The sequence below is a fragment of the Streptomyces sp. ATexAB-D23 genome (genome assembly GCF_000373645.1).
GTDB lineage: Bacteria > Actinomycetota > Actinomycetes > Streptomycetales > Streptomycetaceae > Streptomyces > Streptomyces castrisilvae.
The window spans coordinates 332,817-358,502 of record NZ_KB892013.1 but is presented as its reverse complement, the minus strand read 5'-3'; the positions used below and the strand labels follow the sequence as shown (position 1 = coordinate 358,502).

At 71.9% G+C, this 25,686-nt stretch carries 18 protein-coding genes; 9 read left to right on the top strand and 9 right to left on the bottom strand.

What is annotated here, in order from left to right; all coding sequences use genetic code 11:
* Positions 1-189: 189 nt before the first annotated feature.
* Entirely contained in the window at positions 190-2,256 is a 2,067-nt protein-coding gene (locus B082_RS0114710) for a phosphocholine-specific phospholipase C (RefSeq protein ID WP_018552570.1), read from the top strand.
* On the opposite strand, the gene B082_RS0114705 is transcribed toward B082_RS0114710, so the two are convergent.
* Positions 2,246-2,626, bottom strand: coding sequence for a MerR family transcriptional regulator (locus B082_RS0114705; protein ID WP_018552569.1), 381 nt, complete (start codon positions 2,624-2,626; stop codon positions 2,246-2,248). The genes B082_RS0114710 and B082_RS0114705 overlap by 11 nt on opposite strands.
* 155 nt (positions 2,627-2,781) lie before the next feature.
* On the opposite strand from B082_RS0114705, the gene B082_RS0114700 reads away from it, so the two are divergent.
* The 4 genes from B082_RS0114700 to B082_RS0114685 all read left to right on the top strand — a co-directional run bounded on the left by B082_RS0114700 (position 2,782) and on the right by B082_RS0114685 (position 7,956).
* Positions 2,782-3,855 carry an alkene reductase gene (locus tag B082_RS0114700; RefSeq protein WP_018552568.1) on the top strand — a complete coding sequence of 358 codons (1,074 nt, stop codon included), beginning with the start codon at positions 2,782-2,784 and terminating at the stop codon, positions 3,853-3,855.
* Between the two features lie 270 nt (positions 3,856-4,125).
* The gene (locus B082_RS0114695; RefSeq protein ID WP_026249789.1) at positions 4,126-5,421 is read left to right on the top strand and encodes a cytochrome P450; all 1,296 of its coding nucleotides are present in this window, start codon (positions 4,126-4,128) and stop codon (positions 5,419-5,421) included.
* Entirely contained in the window at positions 5,418-6,671 is a 1,254-nt protein-coding gene (locus B082_RS0114690; protein ID WP_018552566.1) for a cytochrome P450 family protein, read from the top strand. The genes B082_RS0114695 and B082_RS0114690 overlap by 4 nt, the downstream gene beginning before the upstream one ends.
* Before the next feature lie 277 nt (positions 6,672-6,948).
* Positions 6,949-7,956: a LacI family DNA-binding transcriptional regulator gene (locus tag B082_RS0114685; RefSeq protein WP_018552565.1), complete on the top strand. Its 1,008-nt coding sequence runs from the start codon at positions 6,949-6,951 to the stop codon at positions 7,954-7,956.
* Positions 7,957-8,020: 64 nt separating this feature from the next.
* Here the strand turns inward: B082_RS0114685 and B082_RS0114680 are convergent, their stop codons facing one another.
* The 7 genes from B082_RS0114680 to B082_RS0114650 form a co-directional block, all read right to left on the bottom strand.
* On the bottom strand, positions 8,021-8,734 hold the full coding sequence (locus B082_RS0114680; protein ID WP_018552564.1) for a GH12 family glycosyl hydrolase domain-containing protein: 714 nt from the start codon (positions 8,732-8,734) through the stop codon (positions 8,021-8,023).
* Positions 8,735-8,768: 34 nt separating this feature from the next.
* Positions 8,769-11,012 carry a glycosyl hydrolase family 95 catalytic domain-containing protein gene (locus B082_RS0114675; RefSeq protein ID WP_018552563.1) on the bottom strand — a complete coding sequence of 748 codons (2,244 nt, stop codon included), beginning with the start codon at positions 11,010-11,012 and terminating at the stop codon, positions 8,769-8,771.
* Positions 11,009-12,985, bottom strand: a complete 1,977-nt coding sequence (locus tag B082_RS0114670) for a beta-galactosidase (protein WP_018552562.1) — start codon at positions 12,983-12,985, stop codon at positions 11,009-11,011. The genes B082_RS0114675 and B082_RS0114670 overlap by 4 nt, the downstream gene beginning before the upstream one ends.
* Positions 12,986-12,996: 11 nt before the next feature.
* Positions 12,997-13,320: a hypothetical protein gene (locus B082_RS0114665; protein WP_420707680.1), complete on the bottom strand. Its 324-nt coding sequence runs from the start codon at positions 13,318-13,320 to the stop codon at positions 12,997-12,999.
* Between the two features lie 46 nt (positions 13,321-13,366).
* The gene (locus tag B082_RS0114660) at positions 13,367-14,338 is read right to left on the bottom strand and encodes a carbohydrate ABC transporter permease (RefSeq protein ID WP_018552560.1); all 972 of its coding nucleotides are present in this window, start codon (positions 14,336-14,338) and stop codon (positions 13,367-13,369) included.
* The gene (locus tag B082_RS0114655) at positions 14,335-15,450 is read right to left on the bottom strand and encodes an ABC transporter permease (RefSeq protein WP_018552559.1); all 1,116 of its coding nucleotides are present in this window, start codon (positions 15,448-15,450) and stop codon (positions 14,335-14,337) included. The genes B082_RS0114660 and B082_RS0114655 overlap by 4 nt, the downstream gene beginning before the upstream one ends.
* Before the next feature lie 100 nt (positions 15,451-15,550).
* Positions 15,551-17,158, bottom strand: a complete 1,608-nt coding sequence (locus B082_RS0114650) for an extracellular solute-binding protein (RefSeq protein ID WP_018552558.1) — start codon at positions 17,156-17,158, stop codon at positions 15,551-15,553.
* 524 nt (positions 17,159-17,682) lie between these two features.
* Here B082_RS0114650 and B082_RS0114645 point away from each other — a divergent pair.
* Both B082_RS0114645 and yicI read left to right on the top strand, forming a co-directional pair.
* Positions 17,683-20,547, top strand: a complete 2,865-nt coding sequence (locus B082_RS0114645; protein WP_018552557.1) for a glycoside hydrolase family 3 C-terminal domain-containing protein — start codon at positions 17,683-17,685, stop codon at positions 20,545-20,547.
* Positions 20,548-20,608: 61 nt separating this feature from the next.
* Positions 20,609-22,888 carry an alpha-xylosidase gene (gene yicI / locus B082_RS0114640; RefSeq protein WP_018552556.1) on the top strand — a complete coding sequence of 760 codons (2,280 nt, stop codon included), beginning with the start codon at positions 20,609-20,611 and terminating at the stop codon, positions 22,886-22,888.
* A gap of 55 nt (positions 22,889-22,943) precedes the next feature.
* Here yicI and B082_RS0114635 read toward each other — a convergent pair whose 3' ends face one another.
* Positions 22,944-23,471 carry a DUF4232 domain-containing protein gene (locus B082_RS0114635; protein WP_018552555.1) on the bottom strand — a complete coding sequence of 176 codons (528 nt, stop codon included), beginning with the start codon at positions 23,469-23,471 and terminating at the stop codon, positions 22,944-22,946.
* 220 nt (positions 23,472-23,691) lie between these two features.
* On the opposite strand from B082_RS0114635, the gene B082_RS0114630 reads away from it, so the two are divergent.
* Both B082_RS0114630 and B082_RS0114625 read left to right on the top strand, forming a co-directional pair.
* Positions 23,692-24,261 (top strand): TetR/AcrR family transcriptional regulator, encoded by a 570-nt coding sequence (locus tag B082_RS0114630; RefSeq protein ID WP_018552554.1) that lies wholly within the window; start codon positions 23,692-23,694, stop codon positions 24,259-24,261.
* Positions 24,262-24,312: 51 nt separating this feature from the next.
* Positions 24,313-25,497, top strand: a complete 1,185-nt coding sequence (locus B082_RS0114625) for an SGNH/GDSL hydrolase family protein (protein WP_018552553.1) — start codon at positions 24,313-24,315, stop codon at positions 25,495-25,497.
* The last annotated feature ends 189 nt before the right edge of the window (positions 25,498-25,686 follow it).

Below are 25,686 nucleotides of genomic sequence, written 5' to 3'. Positions count from 1 at the left end.
GGCGGTGCTTACTGCCCGCACAGCCTCGCGGTGCCGGGCCCCGCCATCAAGAGGGCGAGTCGGCAACGACGTGGCCGTGAGCCTGCCGGATCCGGGCAGTGGGCCGAGGCGGCCGGCCGGGGAATGAACACCGGCGCGGCGGGTAGGTTCGCCCCTTGCCCATCCCCCCACCCGCAAAGGCCCCCACCCATGGCAGACATCGACCGCCGCCGGCTCCTGAAGCTCGCCGGGAGCTCCGTCGCCCTCAGTGCGCTGTCGGGCAGCATCGCCCGCGCCGCGTCCCTCCCGGCGCGGGGGCGTACGGGCACCATCGAGGATGTCGAGCACATCGTCGTCCTGATGCAGGAGAATCGTTCCTTCGACCACTACTTCGGGACGATGAAGGGCATACGGGGGTACGGCGACCCGCGGCCCGTCACGCTGCCCGGCGGGAAGCCGGTCTGGCACCAGGCGGACGCGGCCGGGCGAGAGGTGCTGCCGTTCCGGCCGCCGGCCGATGAACTCGGGATGCAGTTCCTCCAGGACCTGAACCACGACTGGGCGGGCGGCCACCGGGCGTTCAACAAGGGGGCCTACGACCAGTGGGTGCCCGCCAAGACGGCGACGACGATGGCCCACCTCACGCGGGAGGACATCCCCTTCCACTACGCGCTCGCCGACGCGTTCACCGTCTGCGACGCCTACCACTGCTCGTTCATCGGGTCGACCGACCCCAACCGCTACTACCTGTGGAGCGGCTGCACCGGCAACGACGGGACCGGCGGGGGGCCCGAGCTGGGCAACGACGAGGCGGGGTACGGCTGGACGACCTACCCCGAGCGGCTGGAGCAGGCCGGGGTGTCGTGGAAGGTCTACCAGGACATCGGTGACGGGCTCGACGCCGCCGGCTCCTGGGGCTGGATCAACGACGCCTACCGGGGCACCTACGGCGACAACTCGCTTCTCTACTTCAACAGTTACCGCGACGCCCGGCCCGGCGACCCCCTGTACGACAAGGCGCGCACCGGCAGTGACATCAAGGGCGGCGGCGGGCTGCTCGACGACCTCAGGGCCGACATCCGGGCCGGGACGCTGCCCTCGGTGTCCTGGATCGTGTCCCCCGAGGCCTTCAGCGAACACCCCAACTGGCCCGCGAACTACGGAGCCTGGTACATCGCCCAGGTGCTGGACGTGCTGACCGCCGACCCCGAGGTCTGGGGACGTACCGCCCTCTTCCTCACCTATGACGAGAACGACGGCTTCTTCGACCACGTCGTGCCGCCCTTCGTCCCGTCCGGCCCCGCGCAGGGACTGTCCACCGTCGACACCTCGGCCGACTACTTCCCCGGCGACGCGCGTTACGCCGCCGGACCGTACGGGCTCGGCCAGCGCGTCCCCATGACCGTCGTCTCGCCCTGGAGCACCGGCGGCTACGCCTGCTCCGAGGTCTTCGACCACACGTCCGTCATCCGGTTCATGGAGCGGCGCTTCGGCGTCCACGAGCCCCATATCTCGCCCTGGCGGCGGGCCGTCTGCGGCGACCTGACCTCCGCGTTCGACTTCCGGCGTACGGACACCTCGGCGCCCGACCTGCCCTCCACGGCCGGGTACGAGCCCCCGGACGGCGACCGGCACCCCGACTACGTACCCGTGCCGCCCGCCACCGGGGCGGTGCCGGGCCAGGAACGCGGCACGCGCCCCACCCGCCCGCTGCCCTACGCGCCGCTGGTCGACGGGGCCGCCGATCCGGCCGCGGGCACATACCGGCTCACCTTCGGCGCCGGTCCGGCGGCCGGCGCGCAGTTCCTCGTGACGTCCGCCAACCGCACCGACGGGCCCTGGACCTACACCACCGGGGCGGGTGACACGCTCGCGGACACCTGGAACACCGCCTACTCCGACGGGCTGACCGACCTCACCGTCCACGGCCCGAACGGATTCCTGCGCTCGTTCCGGGGCCCGGGGAAGACGGCCGGGCCCGAGGTGACGGCGCGTCATGTGGCGGCCGGCGGACAGCTGGAACTCACCTTCGCCCACGCCGGCCCCGGGAACGCCCGGCTGACCGTCCGCAGCGCGGCGGCCTACGGGGGAGCGGTGCGGACCGTCACCGTGGCCGCGGGCGAGACCGTGACCCGCACCCTCGATCTGCGGGGAAGCGGCCACTGGTACGACATCACCGTGGCCGACGACGGCGACACCACGTTCCTCCGCCGTTTCGCCGGCCATGTCGAGACGGGCGAACCCGGCACGAGCGACCCCGGACTTGTCACCGGCTGAGCGGGGCCGTCCCCAGCTGGTCCCGGTGGGCCCGAGCCGTGGCCATCAGCACATCGAGGGCGTCCCTCGTCCGCAGGAGCTCGGCGATGTGGGCGTCGAGCCGGTCGCGTTCCAGTGCCAGCCGCTCCAGCGCGGAGTCCGAGTTCGCCTCGCTCGGCGCGTCCACACAGGGCAGCACCTCGGCGATGGTGCGGCTGGACAGGCCCGCGCCGTACATCCGCTGGATGAACACGACCCGCTCCACATCGGCGTCCGTATAGATCCGCTGGCCGCCGGGGCTGCGGGCGCCCGTGAGCAGCCCCTGCTCCTCGTAGTAGCGCACGGACCGGACGCTGACTCCGGTCCGTGACGCGAGCTGCCCGATCCGCATGAAGCCTCCCGGCCGTGTTCCGCGCTGTCCCGTGGCCCGTGTCCGAGCCGGGCCTGTGTCCTGCGTCACAAACACTTGCCTCTGACGTCAGTGTCAGGTTTTAGCGTAGCTGCTGTGCCCGGCTCCGGGCGCCGCGGACGTGAAGGAGTTCTGACGTGACGACCCTCTTCAGCAGCTACCCGCTCGGTGGCCTGACCCTGCCCAACCGAGTCGTCATGGCCCCCATGACGCGGGTCAGGGCCGCCGCCGGCGGACTGGCGACGCCCTCGATGGCGGCCTACTACGCCCAGCGGGCCACCGCCGGACTGATCGTCAGCGAGGGTGTGCAGCCCAGCGCGATCGGGCAGTCCAACCCGGGTACGCCGGGGCTGCACACCGACGAGCAGGTCGCCGCGTGGCGGCCGGTGACCTCGGCGGTGCACACCAACGGCGGACGGATCTTCGCCCAGATCATGCACGGTGGCCGGGTCTCGCATCCCGACACCACCGGCATGCGGCCGGTGGGGCCGTCGGCGGTGGCCGCCACCGGGGACGTGTTCACCCCGTCGGGGCCGCAGCCGGCCCCGACACCGCGCGCCCTGGACACGGCTGAAGTGCCCGAGCACGCCCGGTCGTACGCCCGCGCCGCCCGGCGCGCCGTCGAGGCGGGCTTCGACGGCGTGGAACTGCACGGCGCCAACGGCTACCTGATCTCGCAGTTCCTCTCGTCCAACGCCAACCTGCGCACGGACCGCTACGGCGGCCCGGTCGCCAACCGGATCCGCTTCGCCGTCGAGGCCGTGACCGCCACCGTCGACGCCGTCGGCGGGGCCAGGACCGGCATCCGGCTCTCCCCGGGCGGCGAGTTCTGGGGGGTCCGGGAGAGCGAGGTCCGCGAGCTGTACGCCGCGCTGCTGGCCGAACTGGCCCCGCTCGGTCTGGCCTACGTGCACCTTGAGGCCACCGCGGACGAGGACGTGCTCCTCACCCTGCGCCGGGCCTGGCCGGGCACGCTCGTCGTCAACCCCGTGGTCCCGATGGGGCCCAAGCAGACCGGCCGGGACGACGCCGACCACTGGCTCGGGCTGGGCGCCGACCTCATCAGCTTCGGCCGGGCCTTCATCTCCAACCCCGACCTCGTCGAGCGCCTGCGCGCCGGACTGCCGATCGCACCCGTCGACGAGGCCACGTACTACCAGGGCGGCGACGCGGGCTATCTGACCTACCCGGCCCACCCGTACGCGGCGTGACCCCCGGCCGGGGCGAACGGGCGCTGCCGGGGCCGGTGTTCGGCCCCGGCAGCGGCCCGGGAGGTCCGGCCGGGGGTCACGCGGGGTGCGCGGTCCGCGCGGCTCGGAGCGATGCGCGTCAAAGGTGCATGGTTGTCACCCTTTTTGATCGCCCGGGGTTCGGAATTGCTCGCAGTTTGTAGTTCCTGCGTCACGCAAACTCCTTATAGTGAACGGGTGTTGACCGCGTGATCTTGACGCGTGCAGTTGTCGCCCCAGGAGTCAGGATTCATGACACACCCCTCTCCGGCGGAGCCCGCAGTCGCCGCTCCGCCACCCCCGTCCGGCTGCCCGGCCCACGCCGGTGCCGTCCCGCTCTGGGGTCCTGGATTCCAGACGGAACCCCAGGTGGTCTACCGCGCCATGCGGCGCGACCACGGGCCCGTCGTCCCCGTCGAACTGCCCGGCGGCTTCCCCGCCTGGCTGGTCGTCGGGTACCGCGAGCTCCACCGCGTCACCAGCGACGGGGAGTTGTTCCCGCGGGATGTCGGCCTCTGGAACCAGTGGCCGCACATCCCCGAGGACTGGCCCCTGCTGCCGATGGTGGGACGGCCCCTGCCGTCCATCTACTTCAGCGCGGGGGAGGAGCACCGGCGCCACGTCCGCATGGTCGGGCCCGCACTCGAAGGCGCCGACCCGTTCCGGATCCGCAGCCACTGCGAGGAGCTGGCCGACCGGCTGGTCGACGACGTGTGCAGCCGGGGCACCGCCGACCTCGTCGCCGACTTCTGCGAACCCCTCCCCGTGCTCGTCCTCGCCCGTCTGGTCGGCTTCCCCGACGACGAGGGCATCGGCATCGCCCAGGTGCTGAAGGACCTGGCGGACGGCGGGCCGGAGGCGCAGAGCGCGCATCTGCGGTTCGGGGAGTACATGGCGCGGCTGGTCGCCGCCAAGCGGGCCGAGCCGGGGGACGACGTCACCTCACGCATGCTGGCCTTCCCCGAGAAGTTCACCGACGAGGAGTACACGCTCGACCTGATGGCCGTCACGGCCGCCGGTCATCTGCCCACCGCGGACTGGATCAGCAACTCCCTGCGGCTGATGCTCACCGAGGACGAGTTCGCCGACTCCATGGTCCACGGCCGGCGCAGCATCGGCGAGGCCATGAACGAGGTGCTGTGGGAGGACACCCCCACCCAGATCCTCGCCGGGCGCTGGGCCGCACGCGAAACCCAGCTCGGCGGACAGCGGATCGGGCGCGGGGACATGCTGCTGCTCGGCCTCGGGGCCGCCAACACCGACCCGTTGATCCGCTCGGGCCTGTCCGCCGGCGGTTCGTCCGCCCAGGGCGGCAACGGCGCGCACCTGGCCTTCAGCCACGGCGAGTACCGGTGCCCGTTCCCCGCCCAGGAGATCGCCGAGATCATCGCCAGGACCGGCATCGAGGTGCTGCTCGACCGGCTGCCCGATCTCCGGCTCGACGTCCCCGTCGAGGACCTCGTGCGACGGCCCTCCGCCTTCCTGCGCGGCAACACCTCGCTCCCCGTCCGGTTCACCCCCGTACGTACGACAGGAGACTTCTCGTGAACTGCCCCCACGCCACCCAGGCAGCGGCCCAGCACGGTGGGACCGTCGTGATCGACCCCATGGTCCGGGACCTGGACGGGGAGACGGCGCGGCTGCGCGACGCCGGACGGCTGGCGCGGATCGAGCTCCTGGGCGTGCCCGCCTGGACCCTCACCCGGCACGCGGACGCCCGGCAGCTCCTGGTCGACCCGCGCCTGGTGAAGGACATCGGCGCCTGGGGGCTGTGGCAGAGCGGCGCGGTCACACGCGAGTGGCCGCTCATCGGGATGATCGACGCCGGGCGGTCCATGTTCACGGTCGACGGCGCCGAACACCGCCGGCTGCGGACAAAGACCTCCCAGGCGCTCACGCCCCGCCGGCTGGAGGCGATCCGGCCGGACATCGAGAAGTTCACCGCGGAGCTGCTGGACGCGCTGGAGGAGGGTGGCCGGGACGGAGCCGTCGTCGACCTCAAGGCGGTGTTCGCCCAGCCGCTGCCGATGCGGGTCGTCGGCATGCTGATGGGGGTCGACCCGGCGGAGAACGCCATGCTGACCCGTCAGTACAAGGCCTTCTTCTCGATGCTCACCCCGCAGGACGAGCGCCTCGCCCTCCTCGCCGACCTGGACGACTTCTACGCCGGGCTCGTACGCGAGAAGACCGCGCGGCCGACCGACGACCTGACCTCCGGGCTCATCCTCGCCGAGGAGGGCGGCGAGCCGCTGACCGAGGAGGAGGTGATCGGCAACCTCAAGGCGATGGTCGCCGCCGGGCACGAGACCACGATCGGGCTCATCCTCAACGCCGTACGCGCCCTGCTGGCCCACCCCGGGCAGCTGCGGATGGTCCTCGACGGAGAGATCCCCTGGGAGACCGTGATCGAGGAGACCCTGCGGTTCGACACCCCCACCACCCACCTGCTCATGCGGTTCGCCACCGAGGACATCCAAGTGGGCGACGACGTCATCGCCAAGGGCGAGGGCGTGGTCATCTCCTACCGGGTGATCGGCCGTGACCCCGAGCAGCACGGACCCGACGCCGACGCCTTCGACATCACGCGCGCCACCCCCATCCGGCACATGACCTTCGGGCACGGGCCGCACATCTGCCCCGGCGCCGCGCTGTCCCGGGTCGAGGCGGGCATCGCCCTGCCGGCGCTCTTCGCCCGCTTCCCGCGCCTGCGGCTCGCCGTACCGGACTCGGAGCTGCGCAACCTCCCGGTGATGACGCAGAACGACATGGAGTCCTTCCCGGTCCTGCTCGGCACCTGAGCCGATGTGACGCGGGACCGGCGGGCAGGCATATCGTGGCGGTGGCCGAAGCGGCCGCCGCCACGGCCGCTCCCGGGTCTGGATGGCGGCGAAACCCGGAGTCGAAGCGCTTCGATACTGGTCTGGACATGTGAACCCAGCGGGTCTAGGCTCGCGCTGTCTCTCCATGTCGCAGGTGGAGAGGGCGGAGTCGAAGCGCTTCGCCGCATCTGACCGAAAGTGCCGGAGCAGACCGGTTCGCATGCCGGGCCCGACGACGTCCGTGATGGAGAGCTGAATGGTCACCCTGGCCGAGGTCGCGCAGCACGCCGGAGTCTCGGCGAGCACGGTGAGCTACGTCCTCAGCGGCAAGCGCTCCATCTCGGTGGCCACCCGCGAGCGCGTCGAACAGAGCATCCAGCAGCTCGGCTACCACCCCAACGCCGGGGCCAGGGCCCTGGCCAGCAGCCGTTCGAACATCATCGCGCTCATGGTGCCGCTGCGCACCGACATGTACGTGCCCGTGATGATGGAGATCGCCATCGCGGTCGCCACCACCGCCCGCACCCACGGCTACGACGTCCTGCTGCTCACCGGAGAGGAGGGCCCCGCCGCCGTGCGGCGGATCGCCGGCAGCTCGCTCGCCGACGCGATGATCCTCATGGACGTCGAACTGCACGACGAGCGGCTGCCCCTGCTGCGCGAGACCGACCGGGCCGCCGTGCTCATCGGGCTGCCCGCCGACACCGACGGACTGACCTGCGTGGACCTCGACTTCGAGGCGACCGGCGCGCTCTGCGTGGAACACCTGGCCGGCCTGGGACACCGTGAGATCGCCGTGATCGGTGAGGCCGCCGCGGTGTACGAGCGGCACACCGGGTTCGCCGAGCGGACCGTCGACGGCGTACGGGCCAAGGCGCAGGAGACCGGGGTGCGCGTGCTGCACCGGCCGTGCGAGGGCGGGTACGCGGCGATGGCGCAGACGCTGTCGCGGATATTCGACGAGCGCCCCGGCACCACCGGTTTCATCGTGCAGAACGAGTCGGCGGTCGAGCCGCTGCTCAACCTGTTGCGGCAGCAGGGCCGGGCGGTGCCCGAGGACGTGTCGGTGGTCGCGATCTGCCCCGAGCAGGTCGCCTCCCAGGCGTCGGTGCGGCTCACCTCGGTGGCCATACCCGCACAGGAGATGGGGCGCCGCTCGGTCGAGCAGGTCGTCGCCAAGCTCTCCGGCCGGGGCACCGACGAAGTCGAGCTGCTGGCGCCCGAGCTGACGGTACGGGAGAGCACCGGACCCGCCCCGGTCTGAGCCCTCGGACGACACGCGCGCGAGCCGGCCCCCGCGCGGGGGCCGGCTCTCTTGTGCGTACGGCTCAGCTGAACGACACACCGAACGAGTTGGTCCGGAAGTCCAGCCCGCCCGCCGACGAGGTGATCTCGTAGCCGAACTGGACGTCGCCGATGGTCTCGTCGCCCCACCAGCCCTTGGTGTCCTTGATCCACTTCAGGATCGGCAGGATGTCCACCGTGCCCGAGGCGGAGTCCGACGTGCGCAGGAAAGAGAACACCTCGTTGGAGCCGTTGTCACCCTTGTAGACGGTCCAGGTGTGACCACCGAGCGTCACGGTGCCCTGTGAGCTGCCGAGCGGGCCCACGGCGCCGGTGTGGTTGACCCACAGCATCACCTCGTAGTCGTAGTCGCTGTCCCAGATGTCGTACGAGGTGTTGTAGGCACCGGACGACGGGACGGTGACGTTGTACGTACTGGTGAGCGACGACAGCGAGGTGAGGGGCTTGTCCACCACCTTCTTGGCGTTGGGATACGACTTGATCCCGCCGGTGTCCGGGTGGTCCGCCCAGACGCCCCAGTCCGACGAGGAGTTGGCCCAGATGCTCTGGGAGCCCGCGCCCGAACCCCAGATGTTGTTGTAGAGGGTGTAGCCGTCCGAGGTGTTGTACGTGCCCCACTGGTCCGACGAGGACCAGGCCGCGGCCTGGGCGGGGGCGGCGGCGAAGCCGATGAGCGCCGCCAGCGCCGCGGCCGGCGCCAGTGCGAACCTGCTGAGTGTGCGGGTGCGTCGTGCCATGGTTGTCCTTCCATGGTGGGGGTGGGGGGAAGTGCTACCGCGGCTCCAGTTCGAGGACGCGGTCCACGCCGGCCGTCAGCTCCAGAAGAGTGGAGGGGGAGCCGGCGAAGGCATCGGTGAAGGTGTGGCCGTCGCCCGTACGGAGATCGGCACGGGCGTCACGTGTGGGGTGCAGGACGGCGGTCGCGGTGCCGTCCGCCGACCAGCGCAGATCGAGCCCGGCGCCGAACCGCGTACGCACACCGCGCAGTTCACCGCCCGGACAGCCCGCGAGGGGCGCGGGCAGCAGGACCAGCCGGTCCGGCGTCGACTGGACGAGCGACTCGATGACCGCGGCGGGCAGGGCGTGGGCCGCGTCCGCGTTGTAGACGTCGCGGGACGGGTAGTGGGCGCTCATCAACGAGTCGTGGAAGAAGTCGCCCGCCAGGACCGACCGCACGGAGGCCGAGGCCCGCGCCCCGTCCCGCAGGCGCGCGGCGATCAGCGCGTGGTGCAGATGGCCGTGCGCGGAGTCGTTCTCGGCGCCGCGCAGCTCCAGCGCCCGGTGCGCGGCGGCCGCCAGCTCCGGGGTGTCGTACGGATTGACCGCGTCCAGCGGCCACACCGGGTAGAGGTGGCTGAGGTGGCGGTGGTCGTACGTCTCCGCCAGCCCCGGCCACGCCCACTCGGCGAGCGCGCCGTCCTCGTTGACCCGGTAGCCGGGGAGCCGTTCCGCCAGCGCCCGCCGCCGCGCGGAGGCCGGATGGGCGGGGGAGCGGCCGGCCGGGACGGTCAGGGCGTGGCGGGCCGCCGCGAGGTCCATCGTCGCGTTGACCGTCCCCCAGCTCGCGTTCGCCGGACGGTTCTCCGGCGAGTACGAGGGGACCACGGCCACCGAACCGTCGGGACCGGTGCGGGTCAGGAAGTCCTCGTAGAACAGGGCGGCCTCGTCCAGTGCGGCCGTCAGCCGGGGGTCCGTCACCCCGGTCGTCTCGGCGTGCTCGACCAGCGGTTCCAGCAGCCAGTCCGCACCCGCCGTCCACAGATGCAGCGGGTACGCGCGCTGGTAGTGCCGGGTGTGGCCGGACTCGCCGTCGGTGTGCGACGGGGCGACGATGCCGCGCGCACCGAAGATCGCCCGCGCGTTGTCCCGCCAGTCGGCGAGCTGCCCGTACACCAGCGCTCCATGGGCCTCGGACACCTCCGGCAGCGCGGCGGCCGCGGCCGAGGCGATCTGGAGGTTGAGGTTGGCGTTGGTGGTGAACGCCCCCGACCAGGCGGTGTCCCAGTCACCCGTCCACAGCCCGGTCAGCCGGGGCGGCAGCGCCCCGGACGCGGACAGCAGGTGGTAGCGCCCCGCTGCGAACAGCCGCTCAAGGAGCGCGGGGCTGTCCGGCCGCCGGATCAACTCGCTCCCGGGAAGCAGCCGTTCGTCCGGATCGGCGTCCAGCGTGAGGGCCGCCCGCTCGAAGGCCGGGCGGTGCAGCGCACAGTGCCGGGCGAACAGCGTCGCGTAATCGTCCCGGGGCAGCGCGGCGCACTCCGCCGCCAGGTCCAGATGGCCCGTGTGCCGGCGCACCCGGGTGAGCAGCAGCAGGCTCCTGGCGCCCTCGACCCGGACGCCCTCGCCCGCCACGGACACCCGGCCGCCCTCCGCCCGCACCACCGTCACCCCGGTGTACGCGAGTTCACTGTCCGGATAGCCGGCCCGCAGCGACAGCCGGGCACCGTCCGGGGTCAGCACGGTGCTGCGCCCCACGGCCAGGCGCGGCGGGGCACCCGGCAGGGCGTGGTCCAGGGTCAGGTCCACCGCGAGCCCCGGTCCTGTGACGTACTGGACGATCACGTCGTCGGCGCGCGAGACGAAGACCCGGCTGCGCCGCGCCTCGCGGACGGCCGTGATCTCCCCGGTGGCGAAGTCGACCGAGCGCCGGTAGTCCGCGGCCGGGACCGTCGCGGGGGCGTCGTCGGGCGTGGGGCGGATACGGGTCTGGAAGGCGGGGTGGAAGGGCTGCACCCACACCAGCGGGCGGCCGTCGCCGAAGCGTTCCGCCGCCGTGGTGTCCCCGGCGAGCAGGGCGCTCTGCAACCGGTCCAGCCGGTCCGCGAGTTCGGGCGGGCGGAGGTGCTCGCTGCCGTTGGGCCGGACCAGGGTGTGGTGGTTGACGACGACCCGGTCGTCGGCCGGGTCCCCGTACACCATGGCCCCGTGCCGGCCGTTGCCGGCGAGGAAGGCGTCCTCCCAGCGGGCGGCGGGGCACGGTTCCCAGGTGGAGTCGATGTGCGCGCGTGCGGTCATGGTGCGGTGCTCCGCAGCACGGCGACGCCGTAGCGGCCGAGCGCGACCCGGTCCGTCACCACGCGCCCGGTCAACAGGTCCTCGTACGCGCCGGGGACCGTCACGGTGACCATTTCGCGGCCGTGGTGGAGCAGGAAGAGCAGTTCGCCGCGGCGGACCGCCTCCACGCTCTCCGGCAGCCCGGACAGGACCGGCCGCACACCCGCCGCACGGACCACGTCGCCCACGAGCGCCCGCAGCGCCGGGGGCTCCGGCAGGGTCGACACATACGTCGCGCCGCCCCTGCGCAGCACCGCGGGCAGCCCGGACAGCTCGCCCTCGCGGTAGGAGGCCACCACCTCCGTGCCCTCGGCCGCCTCCAGCTCCTCCGACCACACGGTGCCCCGGAAGCCGTCGCACTTCACGGCCGTGTCCGCCTCCAGCGGCCACCACTCGTGCAGGGTGCGGATGCCGAACAGCTCGCGCAGCCGAACGTCCATCCCGCCCGGCCTGATCCGGTCGTCCACGTCGGCGATCCCGGTGAAGAAGCCGCACACCAGCCGGCCGCCGCCGCGCACGTACGCCACGAGGTTGTCGATCGCCGCGTCGCCGAGCAGGTAGAGGTGCGGGACGACGACGGCCTTGAAGCGGCTGAGATCGGCGTCGGGGCGGGCGAACTCGGCCGCGGTCCCGTTCTCCCACAGCGCCCGGTGCCAGCGCCGCACCACCTCGGTGTAGTCCAGCAGCGCGGAAGGGCTGCCCTCCTGCGCACCCGCCCACCACGCGTCCCAGTCGTGCAGGACCGCGACATCGGCTGCCACGGGGGTGCCGGCCACCGCCGGGCCGATCGCGGCGAGTTCGGCGCCCAGCCGCCTGGTCTCGCGGAAGGCGCGGCCGTGCTCACCCGCGTGCCCGAGCATCCCCGAGTGGAACTTCTCCGAGCCCTGCCGGGACTGGCGCCACTGGAAGTAGCACACGGCGTCGGCGCCGCGCGCCACCGACTGGAGCGACCAGAGCCGGTTCAGCCCCTCGGGCTTGGGGTGGTTGACGCCCCGCCAGTTGACCGCGCCCGCCGCCTGCTCCATCAGCATCCACGGGCCGGCCGCCTGGGAACGCGTCATGTCGGCGAGCATCGCGTTGTACTGGCCGCCCCATGGGTCCCGGGGGTCCGGGTAGATGTCGACCGAGACGATGTCCTCCTCGGCGGCCCAGGCCCAGGCGTCCTGCCCCGACCACAGCGGCATGAAGTTCGTCGTCACGGGGATGTGCGGGGTGTGCCGGGCGACGATGTCCCGCTCGGCGGCGAAGCACTCCATCAGCGCGTCGGACGTGAACCGCTTGAAGTCCAGCACCTGCGTCGGGTTCTTCATGTACTGCGCCTTGCGCGGCGGCAGGATCTCCGACCAGGAGTCGTAGTGCTGGCTCCAGAACGCCGTGCCCCACGCCTCGTTGAGCGCGTCGAGCGTCCCGTAACGGGCGCACAGCCAGCGGCGGAAGTGGACCGCCGTCTCGTCGCACCAGCAGTGCGTGCAGTACTCGTTGTTGATGTGCCACACGGTGAGCGCGGGGTGCTCCGCGTACCGCGCGGCGAGGTCCTCGGTGAGCGCGGCGGCGTAGCGCCGGTAGACCGGGGAGCTGGCGCAGAACTGCTGGCGCGAGCCGTACCAGACGATGGACCCGTCCTCCGCCCGGGGCAGGGTCTCCGGGTGCCGCGCCCCCATCCAGGGCGGCGGGGACGCGGTCGGGGTGGCGAGCACGACGCCGATGCCGTGTGTGTGCATGAGGTCCATCAGCCGGTCCAGCCACCCGAACTCACGGGCGCCGGGACGGGGTTCGATCTTCGCCCAGGAGAAGACACCGAGCGTGACGGAGTTGACGCCGGCCTCCTTCATCAGCCGGACGTCGTCCTCCCACACCTCCTCGGGCCACTGCTCGGGGTTGTAGTCGCCTCCGAAGAGGATGCGGCCACGGGCCGCGTCGCGCAGGGACGGCATGGCGTCGTTCCTCACTGGGGTTGTGCGTACTGGATGCCGCGGCCGTTGGTGCCCAGGTGGACGCGGCCGTGGACGCGGGGATCGCCGGTGATCACTTCGCCGGTCCAGCCCCACTGGTGGGAGTCGTCGTTGACGCGCGCCCGGGTGGGGCCCGCGTCGTCGGAGCGGAGCACCGCCACCCCGTTGTCCTTCGCCGACAGCCACAGGTCGCCGCTGCGGCCGGGCGCCGTCGCCACCTTGGACCGCGGAGCACCCAGGGGGAGTCCGCCCGCGCGCGGGACGGACGTCGCGCCCCGGGTTCTGCGGCGGGGCGTGGGCGCGGACGAAGCGCGCATGGCGAACACCTTCCGGACGGGAGGGGGAGGGGGAAACGGCGCGGAGTCAGCCCTTCACGGCGCCGGTCAGCATGCCCTTCTGGAAGTGCTTCTGGACGAAGGGCGACAGCACCGCGACCGGGATCAGGGCGAGGATCATGACGGCCATCTGCACGGCGAGGCTGTTGATCTGGCCGCTGCTGACGGCCGCGCCCATGGCGCCGGGCGGCACCTGGTGCTGAAGGACCAGCTGGCGCAGGATCATCTGGAGCGGGTACTTGTCGCTGTCCTGGATGTAGAGCATCGCGTTGAACCACTGGCTCCAGTAGCCGACCGCGTAGAAGAGCGAGATCACGGCGATCACCGCACGCGACAGCGGCATGATGATCTGGAGCAGGATGCGCCACTCACCGGCGCCGTCGATGCGGGCCGCGTCGATGAGTTCGGGCGCGGTGTCCATGAAGAAGCCGCGCAGGACCAGCACGTTGAAGACGCTGATCGCGCTGGGCAGGATCATCGACCAGTAGCTGTCGCTCAGACCGATGCCGGTGACCAGCAGATACGTCGGGATGAGGCCGGCGCCGAAGAACATCGTCGCCATCAGCGTCATCAGCAGCGGACGGTGCGCGTAGGAGTCGCGGCGGCTCAGCCCGTACGCGCACAGGACCGAGACGATCATGCTGACGGCCGTACCGACGACGGTGAGGCCCACGCTCACGGCGGCCGCGCGGGTCACCGCGCCCCCGCTCAGCAGCTCCTTGTACGCGACGAAGGTGATGTGCTTGGGCCAGACGACCAGGCCGCCCGCGTCGTTGATGGTCTTGGTGTCGGAGAGGCTGGTGACCAGCACCACCCAGATCGGGATGATGATGACCGCGCAGATCGCGACGAGGCCGAAGCCCTTGAAGGCGAGTCCCGTCTTGGTCGGCTCCTCCTCCCACACCGGGCGGGGTTCGATGCGCAGGGCGCGCTGGAGCGGAGTCTCCGCAGGGGGTGCGGGGGCCGCCGGGTCCTTCTCGTGGTCCAGGAGAGTTGTCATTTCTTGGAGTACACCCCCTGCTCGCCCAGCATGTGGGCGACCTTGTTGGCACCCAGCACCATGGCGACGCTGAACAGTCCCTTGAAGATGCCGGCGGCGGCCGCGTAGCCGAAGTCGCCGGTCTTGATGCCCGTCCACCAGATGTAGGTGTCCAGGATTTCCGAGGCGCCCGCGCCCACCTGGTCGCGCTGGAGCAGGATCTGCTCGAAGTCGAGGTTGAGCGCGCTGCCCACCCGCAGGACGAGCAGCAGGGCGATGACCGGGCGCAGCGCGGGCAGGGTGACATGCCACATGCGGCGCCAGCGGCCGGCCCCGTCGACCGCCGCGGCCTCGTACAGGTCGGTGTTGACGGCGGCGAGCGCGGCCAGGAAGACGATGACACCCCAGCCGGCGTCCTTCCACACGGCCTGGGCGCTGACCAGGAATTTGAAGAAGCCCGGGTTGGTCATCAGGTCGAAGCCCTCGTGACCGTGTTCGCGCAGCCACTGGGCGACCAGACCGGCGCCGCCGAACATCTGCTGGAACACGGTGACGACGAGCACCCAGGAGAAGAAGTGCGGCAGGTAGACGATCGCCTGCACCCACGCCCGGACCCGGGTGCTCATGATCGTGTTGAGCAGCAGGGCGATGGCGATGGGGATGGGGAAGAACAGGACGAGCTGGGTGACGAAGATGACCAGCGTGTTGATGAGGACTTCCCAGAAGCGGTAGTCCTCGAAGATCCGGGTGAAGTTGTCGAACCCGACGAAGGGGCTGCCGGTGATGCCCAGGTCGTACACGTCGTAGTCCTGGAAGGCCACGATGTTCCCGAGCAGCGGGATGTAGTTGAAGATCAGCAGCAGCGCGATGGCCGGCATCGTCATCAGGATCAGGGTGCGGTCGCGCCGCAGCCGCTGACGCCAGGTGATGCCGCCCGCCCGCGGACCGGAGTCCGCCCGTCCGCCGCCCTTGTCCGTACGGGATCCGCGGACACCGTCCGAGCGGGCCCTGCCCCTTCGAACGCCGCTGGTGTCCCTGCCGGCACCGTCCCCGGCGCCGCTCCCGCCGGCCGGGGCGCTCGCCCCGTCGGCGGTGCGGTCCGGGGCGGCCGCGACCGTGGCCCGTGACTTCACCCTGTGCTCCCCATGTCGTGCTCCTGACCCCGGCCGCCGGGCATCGTGCGCCCGGCGGCCCCTTCGTCCTCGTACGTGCGATCGGTGCGCGTCGTACGCGTCAGTTGCCGGAGCCGTTCTTGTCGAGAATGTCCTGGTACCAGTCGCGGAGCTTGTCGCCGCCGCTCTTCTTCCAGGTGTTCACCGCTTCGTCCACGTCGCTGACCTTCTTGCGGCCGCGGCGGATGTCCTTCTGGAGGTCGTCGAACGGTGTGTACAGCGAGGCGTAGCGCTGCGGTTCGACGACCTGCATGCCGAAGAAGAGGGGCTTCTTGACGTGCGGGGCCTGGCGCGCCATCCAGCCGGCGTAGTCCTTGGCCAGCTGCGGCTGGTCGGGGTAGGCGATGGAGGTGGGCGGCGAGGCGACGAACAGGAAGGTGGAGGGCTGGGCCTCCTCGACACCCTGCGGGGTGTAGGTCGGGGACCCGTCCTTGATCGTGTAGTGGGTGCCCTTCACGCCGTAGTTGGTGAGCATGAACTCCTCGGTGCCGTACGGCGCGGCCGCGTAGTCGGCGATCGCGAGGAACTCCTCGATCCTCGCCTTGGACAGCTTCTTGCTGAGGAAGGTGAAGATGCCCGCCGGGTCGTCCTGCCACAGCACCGGCTTGCCGCCGTCCTGGCTGAAGAAGTCGAGCGCCTGCATGTCGAACTTCGGGTTGGCGGCGGCCTGTTCGGTGACCATGCCCTTCCAGCCGCCGGTGCCGTCGTTGTACATGACGACGTGGCCGCTGGTGAAGCGGATCTTGGCGTCGGCGTCCTTGTTGGCCTCGGCGTCCGGGTGGACGTAACCGCCGTCGTGGAGCTTGCGGGCGAAGGCGAGCGCCTCGCGGTACTCCTTCGTCTCGATCTTGTGGACCAGCTTGCCGTTCTCCAGCTGCCAGTAGTGCGGCGCGTCGGGCAGCAGGCCGAAGATCTTCTGGATGCAGGTCCACAGGTCGTCGAAGGCCCAGACCTTCTTCTTGGGGGCGGTGTACTCCTTGCCGAAGGCCAGCAGGTCGTCCGCGCTCGCCGGGACGGCACCGGAGCCGATGAGGTCCTTGCGGTAGAAGATCGCGTTGCCGATGACCGGCGTCGGCATGGGCAGCCCGCGCAGCTTGCCGCCGAAGACGGAGTACTGCCAGGCGCCGGTCGGGATGTTCGCCAGGTTCGGGTACTTCTTGACGGCGTCGCCCGCCAGGTACGGGGAGAGGTCCGCGAACTTGGCGGTGATCGCGTTGCGGATCTGTCCCTGCATGTTCCAGCCGGGGATGGTCATGACGTCCGGGATGTCCGAGCCGGCGAGGACCGCGCCGATCTTGTCCTGGTAGGTGTTGCCGTCCTGCGGGTCGAAGTTGAGCGTCGCGCCGACCGCCTTGTTCACGGCCGTGTAGTACGGGTTGTTCTTCTTCGGGACCGTGCCCCACAGCGGGGTCATGACCCGGAACTCCGAACCCTTGCCCGGGACCGACTTGACCGAGACCACCAGCGGGTCCGGCAGCTTGGTGAAGCCGGGGCTCGAACCGTTGACACCGGGGACGTCGGGCTCGACGAGGTTCAGCGGGGCGTAGCTCGGCACGACCTTCTTCAGGGCCTTGCCCGTGGTCGTGCCCTCCTTGCTCCCGGCACCGGAGCCGGAGCCGCCGCACGCGGCGAGCAGCGGCACCCCGCCGGCCACGGCGACGGCGGCCACCGCGCCCGTGGCGAGGAAGCTTCTCCGGCTCGGGGCCGTGGAGGAGGGGGAGGAATTCGGCGTCATTGCGTCAACCCTTCGAGGCGCACCAGGACGACACGCGGCGGGGCGACCGCCGTTCGGTTCCTGTGTCTGAGGTGGAGCGTTGCTGGCTGAGCCGGTGTCACCGGCCCCAGGTGAAGCGGTTCAACAAGGAGGCGGCAGAGCGTGTCGCCGTCCCCGGGAATTCAAGGGCGCCGGGCGCCCCATCGAAGCTCCGTCGAAGCGCTTCGATGTTGCAGCGAGGTTAAGTGAAGGGTCTGTGTGGCACAAGGCTTCGTTTCCAGATTCCTCCGACCCGTTTCCGAACCGTTTCCTGATGCCCCCGCGTCGCGCCGGGCGCGCGGCCAGGTGCCGGACCCTTGACACGTACGGGGTCGGCCGTTGAGCATCGAAGCGCTTCGAAAGATCGTCCGAGGCTCCACGAGGGCTCGCACGAGGCGCCGACACCGCCATACCTCCCACCTTTGAAGAAGGACCCGCACGTGACGGAACAACCGCAGCCCTTCCGCGACCCGCAGCTGCCCTTCGCCGAGCGCGTCGAGGATCTGCTCCAGCGGCTCACCCTCGACGAGCGCATCGCGATGCTGCACCAGTTCGCGCCGGCGGTGGACCGGCTCGGGCTCGGCGCCTTCCGCACCGGCCAGGAGGCCCTGCACGGCGTCGCCTGGATGGGCACGGCCACGGTCTTCCCGCAGGCCGTGGGGCTCGGTGCCACCTGGAACGACGAACTGGTGCGCCGGGTCGGCGAAGCCGTGGGCGACGAGGTCCGCGCCAAGCGCGCCCAGGACGACCGGGTCGGGCTCAACGTCTGGGCCCCCACCGTGAACCTGCTGCGCCATCCGCTGTGGGGGCGCGGCGAGGAGGGGTACTCCGAGGACGCCGGTCTCACCTCCGCCATCGCGGTCGCCTACACCCGGGGCCTGCGCGGCGACCACCCGCACTACTGGCGGACCGCCCCGGTCCTCAAGCACTGGCTCGCCCACAACAACGAGACCGACCGCGACACCTCGTCCTCCTCGGTCGGCCCCCGGGTCCTGCGCGAATACGACCTCAAGGCCTTCCGGGACGCCGTCCGGGCGGGCGCGGTGGCCGGGGTGATGCCCGCGTACAACCTGGTCAACGGGCGCCCCAACCACGTCTCGCCGCTCCTCGCGAGCCAGCTGCGCACCTGGACGGACCAGCCCCTGGTCGTCTGCTCCGACGCCGGCGCGCCGACCAACCTCGTCGACAGCGAGCACTACTTCGACACCCACGAGGAGGCGACGGCCGCCTCCCTGCGCGCGGGCGTCGACAGCTTCACCGACCACGGCCAGGACTCCGCCGTCATGACCGGCCGCGTCAGGGGCGCGCTGGAACGCGGACTGCTGGACGAGCACGACATCGACACCGCCGTCCGGCGCCTGCTCCACATGCGCTTCGCGCTCGGCGAGTTCGACCCCGCGCTCGACCCCTACGCGGACACCTCCGCCTTCGACACCGAGGAGCACCGGGCCCTCGCCCTGGAGGCCGCCGAGCAGGCCGTCGTCCTCCTCAAGAACGACGGGCTGCTGCCGCTCGACCCCGCCGCCGGGAAGACCGTCGCCGTCGTCGGGCTCCTCGCCGACGACTGCAAGCTCGACTGGTACAGCGGCACCCTCATCCACCGCTCGACCCCGCTCGACGGGCTGCGGGCGCGCTTCGGCGCCGACCGCGTCGTCCACGCCGAGGGCGCCGACCTGGTCCGGATCAAGTGCGCGGACGGCTGGCTCCAGGTGCCCCCGGCGCGCGGCGGCCAGGACGCGGCGCGCGGCGCCGAGGGCGCCCTCGACCCCGCACTGCTCGCCGGCCGCACCGACCTGTCCCCGCTGACCTGCGGCGACACCCCGTCCGAGCTGGCGCTCGTGGACTGGGGCAACGGTGTGATCACCCTGCGGGAACCGGCCGGACGCTATCTGTCCGTCGCCGAGGACGGCTTTGTACGCGCCTCCGCCGACGAGCCCGGCGGCTGGGTCGTCCAGGAGACCTTCCGCTGGGAAGAGGTGGAAGGCCATGCCGGCGGTCACCGCCTTCTGCACATCGGAACGGGTGGGTATGTCTCTGTCGCCGCCGACGGCGTAAAGGTTGCCGCCCCGGGCGAAGAAGTTTCCGGCGGCACCGGGACCGTCTTCGAGACCGAGGTGACCGAGCGCGGCGAGGACGCCGTCGCCCGCGCCGCCGCCGCGGCCGACACCGTGATCGTGGTGGCCGGCAACGACCCGCACATCAACGGCCGCGAGACCGAGGACCGCACCACCCTCGCCCTGCCCGCCCAGCAGGAACGCCTCTGGCGCGCCGCGCACGCCGCCAACCCGCGCACGGTCCTGGCGGTCACCTCGCCCTACCCGTACGCCCTCACCGACGCGGCCGCCGCGCTGCCCGTGCTGCTGTGGACCGCGCACGGCGGGCAGGCCGCGGGCACCGCGCTCGCCCGGGTCCTGGCGGGCGACGTCTCCCCGGCCGGCCGGCTCCCGCAGACCTGGTACACCTCCGACGCGGAACTGCCCGGCCTGCTCGACTACGACATCATCGGCTCACGGCAGACCTACCTCTACTACGAGGGCGCCCCGCTCTACGCGTTCGGCCACGGCCTCACGTACGCCGAGTTCACCTACAGCGGCCTGACCGCCGAACGCGAGGGCGACCTGCTGCACGTCTCGCTGACCGTCACCAACACGGGCACCGTCGCCTCCGACGAGGTCGCCCAGCTGTACGTACGGGCCATCGCCCCGTCCGTCGTCCGGCCGCTGCGCCAGCTGGCCGGCCACCGCAGGCTCCACCTGGCCCCCGGCGCCGCCGAGCGCGTCGCCTTCACCGTGCCGGTCGGGGAACTCGGCCACTGGGACGTGGCGCACGGCCGCTGGACCGTCGAGCCCGGCGCGTACGAGATCCAGGCGGGCGCCTCCAGCGCGGACATCCGGCTCGTCACGGTCCTCACCGTCGACGGCGATCCGGCCGGGCCGCGCCCGCTCCTGGCCCGCGGTCTGGAGGCGGCCGACTACGACGAACAGCTGGCCACCGAGATCGTGGACCGGGCGAAGAAGGACGGCGACGCGGTCACCGCCACCGCCGACGCGAACGAACTCCTCTACCGGCGCTGCGACTTCGCCGATGGGCTGAACGGCGTCGAGGTCCTCGCCTCGGGGGAGGGGGCCGTCCTGATCACCGCCGGCGGCAGCACGGTCACCGTCCCCGTCCCGGCCACCGAAGGGCCGTACGACTACCGCACCTTCCGGGCCGGACTGGACGCCTCCGGTGTCGGCGACCTGCGGATCGCCCTGCGCGGCACCGTACGGCTGGCCCGGCTCGCCTTCACCGGGCGCGGCGAGTGAACCGCGCCCCGGCCCGTCCCTCTGCTCCTCCCTCTCCCGTTGCCCCCGGCAAGGAGTCCGTATGAAGTTCACCGATGGCTTCTGGCTCATGCGTGAGGGCGTACGCGCCTCCTACGCGACCGAGATCCGTGATCTGCGCGTCGGCGCCGACCAGTTCACCGCGTACGCGGCGGTGAAACGGGTCGACGCCCGCGGTGACACCCTCAACACCCCGCTCATCACCGTCGACTGCTTCTCCCCGGCCGAGGGGATCATCGGCGTCCGCACCACGCACCACGCGGGCAGGGCCCACCGGGGCCCCGACTTCGCCTTCCCCGGGCTCGACCCGGCGGCCTCCGGCGCCCGCACCCGGCAGGACGGGGCGGTCACCGAACTCACCAGCGGTCCGCTGACGTTGCGCATGGACGGCGAGGGCCCCTGGGGTCTGACCTTCCTCGACGCCGACGGCCGCCGCCTGACGGGGGTCGACACCAAGGGCACCGCCTTCGCCACCACCCCGGACGGCGCCCACCACATGCTCACCCAGCTCGCCCTGGCGGTCGGGGAGAACATCTACGGGCTGGGCGAGCGCTTCACCCCGTACGTCAAGAACGGCCAGAGCGTGGACATCTGGCAGGCCGACGGCGGCACCAGCAGCGAACTCGCCTACAAGAACATCCCGTTCTACCTCTCCTCGCGCGGCTACGGCGTCTTCGTCAACCACCCCGGCAAGGTCTCCTTCGAGGTCGGCTCGGAGTCGGTCGGGCAGGTGCAGTTCAGCGTCGAGGACCAGTCGCTGGAGTTCTACATCGTCGCCGGGCCGACCCCCAAGGAGGTGCTGGCCCGCTACACCGCGCTCACCGGCCGCCCGGCCCTGCCGCCGGCCTGGTCCTTCGGCCTGTGGCTGACGACGTCCTTCTGCACCTCCTACGACGAGGAGACCGTCACCTCGTTCGTGGACGGCATGGCCGAACGCGACATCCCGCTCTCCGTCTTCCACTTCGACTGCTTCTGGATGCGCGAGTACCAGTGGTCTGACTTCCTGTGGGACCCGGACGTCTTCCCCGATCCGGAAGGCATGCTGACCCGGCTGAAGGAACGCGGGCTGCGGATCAGCATGTGGATCAACCCGTACATCGCCCAGAAGTCCGCGCTGTTCGCCGAGGGCGCCGAGCTCGGCCACCTGGTCCGCCGCCCCAACGGCGACGTGTGGCAGTGGGACCTGTGGCAGCCCGGCATGGCCCTGGTCGACTTCACCAGCCCGGCCGCGCGCGAGTGGTACACCGCCAAGCTCCGCGTCCTGCTCGACCAGGGCGTCGACTGTTTCAAGACCGACTTCGGCGAGCGCATCCCCACCGACGTCGTCTGGCACGACGGCTCCGACCCCGAGCGGATGCACAACTACTACGCGCAGATCTACAACAGGACGGTCTTCGAACTCCTGGAGAAGGAGCGCGGCCACGGCGAGGCGGTCCTCTTCGCCCGCTCGGCGACGGCCGGCGGCCAGCAGTTCCCCGTCCACTGGGGCGGCGACTGCTTCGCCTCGTTCACGGCGATGGCCGAATCACTGCGCGGCGGCCTCTCGCTGAGCCTGTCCGGGTTCGGCTTCTGGAGCCACGACATCGGCGGCTTCGAGGGCACCCCCGACCCGGCGGTCTTCAAGCGCTGGCTCGCCTTCGGCCTGCTCTCCTCGCACAGCCGGCTGCACGGCAACGTCTCCTACCGGGTGCCGTGGGAGTTCGGCGAGGAAGCGGTGGACGTCGCCCGGAAGTTCACCCTGCTCAAGCACCGGCTGATGCCCTACCTGTACGAGGCCGCCGCCACCGCCCATCGCACCGGCGTCCCGATGATGCGGCCGATGCTGCTGGAGTTCCCCGGTGACCCGGCCGCCCGGACACTGGACCGGCAGTACATGCTCGGCCCGGACCTGCTGGTCGCGCCGGTCTTCACGGAGGACGGCCAGGTCGAGTACTACGTTCCCGAGGGCACCTGGACCCACCTGCTGACCGGCGAGACGATCACCGGTCCCGTCTGGCGCCAGGAGACGCACGGCTTCGACAGCCTGCCCGTCCTCGTGCGCCCCGGCGCGGTCCTGCCCTGGGGCGACGACGACCAGCGCCCCGACGGCGACTGGCTCGACGGGCTCACCCTGCGCGTCTTCGGCGGCGGCCCCGGGGGCGACGGCGTGTCGGTCACCGTGCCGGACCTGACCGGTGCGAGCGCCGCCGCCTTCCGGGTGGTGCGGGACGGGGACACCCTGACCGTCACCTCCGACCGGATCGACCGCCCCTACCGCGTGGTCGCCGAGGCGACCGGAGCGACGGGGGAGGGCACGGGCACGGTGACGGTGCTCGGCGCCTGAGCACGGGCGGGGCGGCGGGGGGGGGGCCGGGCCGTCGTCGCCCCGCCGCCCCGCCTCAGCGCGTGCCGGCGGCCAGGGCCCGGTCGGCGGCTCCCGGCGAGCCGTGCCACAGCGTGGTCACTGGTTCCCACACCCGGATGCCGTCCGCCATGCCCACCGCCGCCGCCCCGAACGTGACCCCGTGGTGCGCGGGGTCCGCCGCGACGGACAGGCCACGCACGACGTGGCCCTCGGTGGTCCCCGGCGCGGCCGTGCGCACGGCCGCGTACCCCTGCTCGCCCGGCGCGAGGAGGTGGACGCCGCTCGTGGCCGGGGGTACGGGCTGCGCCGATCCGTCCAGGCCCCGGAACGTGACGGTCGGGACGCGGTCCACGGCGCACACGCGGTCACCCTCGTTGGTCACGGCGATCCGTGCCGTGTTCTGCTGCCCGCCGGGCGCGGCGGAGATACGGAGGGCCTTCTCCTGACAGGCGGCCGGGCGGAGCCGCGGCCCGGCGGCGGTCGTGGCCGACGCGCCGGGCGCGGTCAGCGCGACGGCGGCGGCAGCGGTGACGGCGGCGGTGAGAGCGAAGCGCGGACGCATGAGGTTTCTCCCCTGGATCGACTGGCTCGGCCGGCTTTCAGTCTGGACCGCAAGCCGGGCTCACGCCCATAAATGCGACATATCGGTTCGGCAACGTGTCGTGGCGGCTCGACGCGCCGGGGTGCCGTCCGGCCGGAGGGTACCTTGAGTGATTCTGAATTTGCCTAAAGGCTTTAGGCAAGCGCATGATGGCCGTCACCGGATGAGGAGGGCGACGACCATGGCGCGTGCGGGTCTGACCGCGGACCGCTTGACCAGGGCGGGAGCCGAGCTGGCCGACGAGGTCGGCTTCGAGCGGGTCACCGTGTCGGCGCTCGCCCGGCGGTTCGACGTCAAGGTCGCGAGCCTCTACTCGCACCTGAAGAACTCCCAGGACCTCAGGACCAGGATCGCCCTCCTCGCGCTGGAGGAACTGGCCGACCGCGGCGCCGCCGCGCTGGCGGGCCGGGCAGGCAAGGACGCCCTGAGCGCCTTCGCCGACGTGTACCGCGACTACGCCCGCGAGCATCCCGGCCGTTACGCGGCGGCCCAGCTGAAGCTCGACCCCGAAGCGGCGGCGGCCAGTGCCGGCGGCCGGCACGCGCGGATGACCCGGGCGATCCTGCGCGGCTACGACCTGACCGAACCGGACCAGACACACGCCGTCCGGCTCCTGGGCAGCGTCTTCCACGGCTACGTCAGCCTGGAGGCCCAAGGAGGCTTCAGCCACAGCGCTCCCGACTCCCAGGAGTCCTGGTCCCGGGTCATCGACGCCCTCGACGCCCTCCTGCGGAACTGGCCCGCCCCCTGACCGCCGCCCCCGCGCCCGGACCCCCAGCCCTCAGCGACAGCAGGTGGAGACATGAGCACCGACCCCGCACCCCTTACCGTCACCACACCCGTCACCACCGCCCTCCTGCGCGGCGCGCTCGACGTGGAGCGCACCGACGTCGGGCTGCTCCCGCACCGCCTGCCCGGCCGGGCCCGCGCCCAGGCCCCGGACGGCCAGATCGCCCTGGCCGAGGCCCAGCCCTCCGGCGTACGGCTGGTCTTCCGGACCCGGGCCACCGTCATCGAGCTGGAGGCGCGGCGCACCCGGACGGCCTACCAGGGCGTCCCGCCGAGGCCGGACGGGGTGTACGACCTGCTGGTGGACGGGAAGCTCGCCGCCCGGTCCTCGGCGAGCGGCGGCAACGTGCTCGACGTCGACATGGCCACCGGGTCCACGGAGTTCCGCACCGGACCGGTGGGGACCGTGCGGTTCGACGGGCTCCCCGGCCAGGACAAGGACGTGGAGCTCTGGCTCCCGTTCAACGAGCGGACCGAACTTGTCGCGCTGCGCACCGACGCGCCCGTCGCACCCGCCCCGGACACCGGCCGCAGGGTGTGGCTGCACCACGGCAGCTCGATCAGCCACGGCTCGGACGCCGGGAGCCCGACGACCACCTGGCCCGCGCGTGCGGCCCTGCTCGGCGGCGTCGAGCTGGTCAACCTGGGCCTGGGCGGCAGCGCCCTGCTCGACCCGTTCACCGCCCGCGCGATGCGCGACACCCCCGCGGACCTGATCAGCGTCAAGATCGGCATCAACATCGTCAACGCGGACGTGATGCGGCTGCGCGCCTTCGTCCCGGCGGTGCACGGCTTCCTCGACACCCTCCGCGAGGGCCACCCGGACACCCCGCTCCTGGTGATCTCGCCCATACTCTGCCCCATCCACGAGGACACGCCGGGCCCCAGCGTCCCCGACTTCAGCCGCCTCGGCGAGGGCAGGGTCCGGTTCGCGGCGGCCGGCGACCCCGAGGAGCGGGCGGCGGGGAAGCTGACGACGGGCGTCATCCGTGACGAACTTGCCGCCCTGGTGAAGCGGCGGTCCGCCGACGACCCGCACCTGGCCCACCTCGACGGCCGCGAGCTGTACGGCGAGGCGGACGCGGACGAACTCCCGCTGCCCGACGCGCTCCACCCGGACGCCACCACCCATCTGCGCATGGGCGACCGGTTCGCCCGACTGGTGTTCGGGGCGGACGGCCCGTTCGGCGCCGCGTGATCCCCGGGGCCGGGCCCCGGCCGCGTAAATCAGTACAGGGCACGGGGTAAATCAGTACAGGGCGCGGGGCGTTCGGGAGAGTATCCGGCCATGGACGACGATGCGTTGATGGCCGGGGCCCGCCGACTGCGGGAGACGCCGGCCGGAGTGCCCGTCCTGGATCATGGGCAGCCCCGTCCCCACACCCCT